Here is a 1,996-nt window from a genome sequence, read left to right as displayed (position 1 = left end):
ATTATTTTGTCACCGGATAAATATCATCAGATGATGTTATCCCATGCTGAAAAATTGCAGCAAAAAACGGTGCAAATTCCCCAACAAGCACCCTCAGAGCCTGAAATCAAACAGGAGCCATTGCAACCTGAACACCCTCAAAAAGCCGCTGAGCCAGAGAAAATACAACCCGACAGGCAAAACCTGTCTTATAAAATCGATGATAAAGCCTTTAACCGCCTGATTGTCATGCCAGCCCCACAAAATGATGGCTTTGAGAATGTTATCCGCTTCAAGGTGGCCTTTAAGCAAGATGACAAGATGGTTATGCAGCTTAAAGACCTGAAAGAAGCGGATTTAAACCGGATGGGCATTGATACCAAAAACATAGATATGCGTAAGGTTGAGCCTGTTTATATTGATTTAGCCAATCTCAAAAACAGCCAGATTGATTCACCGTTTCGCCACGCTGAAAAAGCGCTAGAATCATTGAATCAAAGTATGAGAAACCGTGCCATGCCAAAAGACGAACTGGAGGTTTTGAAAGCGCAACGGGCAACACTGGAAGCCAATGTTAAAGAAGCAAAACAAAAACAGGTGGCTGAACAGCCTAAACAGGAGCAGAAAAAACAACAACGGCACGAGCAAGATTCAGGCTTTAGCATTTAAGTTTATTTTTCAAAATAAGCAGTAAAAACAATACTGTCTGTTTTTATCTGTTATTTTTTTATGGCTATTTTTTTCCATCCATCGAAATGGTAAAAATAGCCCTTATAGTGGTACTATATAATTTCCTGTTCGTGATCCTTATCAAATCCAATTTTACTATAAGAAATTATGCGTTTTGGGATATATCGGTGTAAATTAATTTTTTCACAAAATGCAGAAAAATCATCAATGTGATTAACTCCAGCCTTAAGGTACATAGCTGATAACCTATTCTCAATTGTTCGTTTAGATAAGTTAATGATTTTTGAAATTTCCTTAGTACTCATCCCTTGAAGTCGAAAAAAAATGATTTCACATTCTTTCTCAGTGAAAAAATCATTAGGTCTATTAAGTAGCAATGATCCTGGGAATTTTCCTCTGATAAAATCATTAGGCGTAAATATCTCAAGGTATTTAATAGAATGGACGGCGCCAATACACTGATGATCATTATTATAGAAAGGGATTTTACGGCAGATATAAGGATAATCAATAGCATTAGGATGTACTTCAAGCATAACCTGTGATTTACGCTCAGAAAGAATTTTCCTATCCTGAACGCGCCATTCTTCACATAGATCAGCATTTTCAAACAAACAAGATGGAATTTCGTAATCAAATCTATCTATAATATCACTCACAGATCGTAGACTTGCAAGTTTTGCAAATGCTAGATTTGCATAAATAATAGGACTATCTGGTGTACGAATACAATAAGGTTCAGGTAATAAATCTAGCATTCTGGATAGCATGGGAGGAATAACTACGTTGTTTTGTTCATTATTGCAATTCATACGGTATCCTCTTTGCAAGATTCGCTTAAAAATAGGGCTATTTTCTAGGAAACTAAATTTTAGTGATAGCTTAGACTTTAATTTAATATACTTAGATAAGTCAAATTTAACATTTTTCTTATATTTCAAATATATAATAATATTTTTATCAAAAAGAGTATTTATTACTTAATAAATAGAGTGATAAATACTTTCCATTGAAGTTATTTTTTACTCTATTTATTATCTGATAAACCTTTATTTTTGTATTAAGCAATAATCATTGCTCTTAATAAAATATTTATACTTAATTCCAATACCAGGGGAATTATAAATAGAGGAGAATCATATGTGGGTATTAATTCTTACTATGTATTCAACTCCCTACTCAACCAATAACTTTGCCATTATTCATTCTCAAGAATTTAAAACGGAACAGGCGTGTCAGTTTGCAGTAAAGGAATTTAAAAATAATCTAGAGAATGACGATATAAAATATCTTGATGGAAGTGCCTTTTGCATTAAAGATGATATAA

The 1,996-nt window shown here is 33.5% G+C and carries 2 protein-coding genes and 1 pseudogene; 2 read left to right on the top strand and 1 reads right to left on the bottom strand.

What is annotated here, in order from left to right:
* Positions 1 to 648, top strand: a pseudogene (locus G468_RS24310) (hypothetical protein); the annotation flags it as partial.
* Between the two features lie 113 nt (positions 649 to 761).
* Here G468_RS24310 and G468_RS0117300 read toward each other — a convergent pair.
* On the bottom strand, positions 762 to 1,481 hold the full coding sequence (locus G468_RS0117300; protein ID WP_051297193.1) for a helix-turn-helix transcriptional regulator: 720 nt from the start codon (positions 1,479 to 1,481) through the stop codon (positions 762 to 764).
* Between the two features lie 328 nt (positions 1,482 to 1,809).
* Between G468_RS0117300 and G468_RS21800 the strand changes: the two genes are divergently transcribed.
* A partial coding sequence (locus G468_RS21800; protein ID WP_034250417.1) for a hypothetical protein occupies positions 1,810 to 1,996 on the top strand: 187 nt, incomplete at its 3' end.

Origin of the sequence: Arsenophonus nasoniae DSM 15247 (assembly GCF_000429565.1) — a bacterium.
In the GTDB taxonomy this organism is placed as follows: domain Bacteria; phylum Pseudomonadota; class Gammaproteobacteria; order Enterobacterales; family Enterobacteriaceae; genus Arsenophonus; species Arsenophonus nasoniae.
Note: the sequence above shows the minus strand (reverse complement) of the source record. Positions and strands in the feature narration are given on the sequence as shown.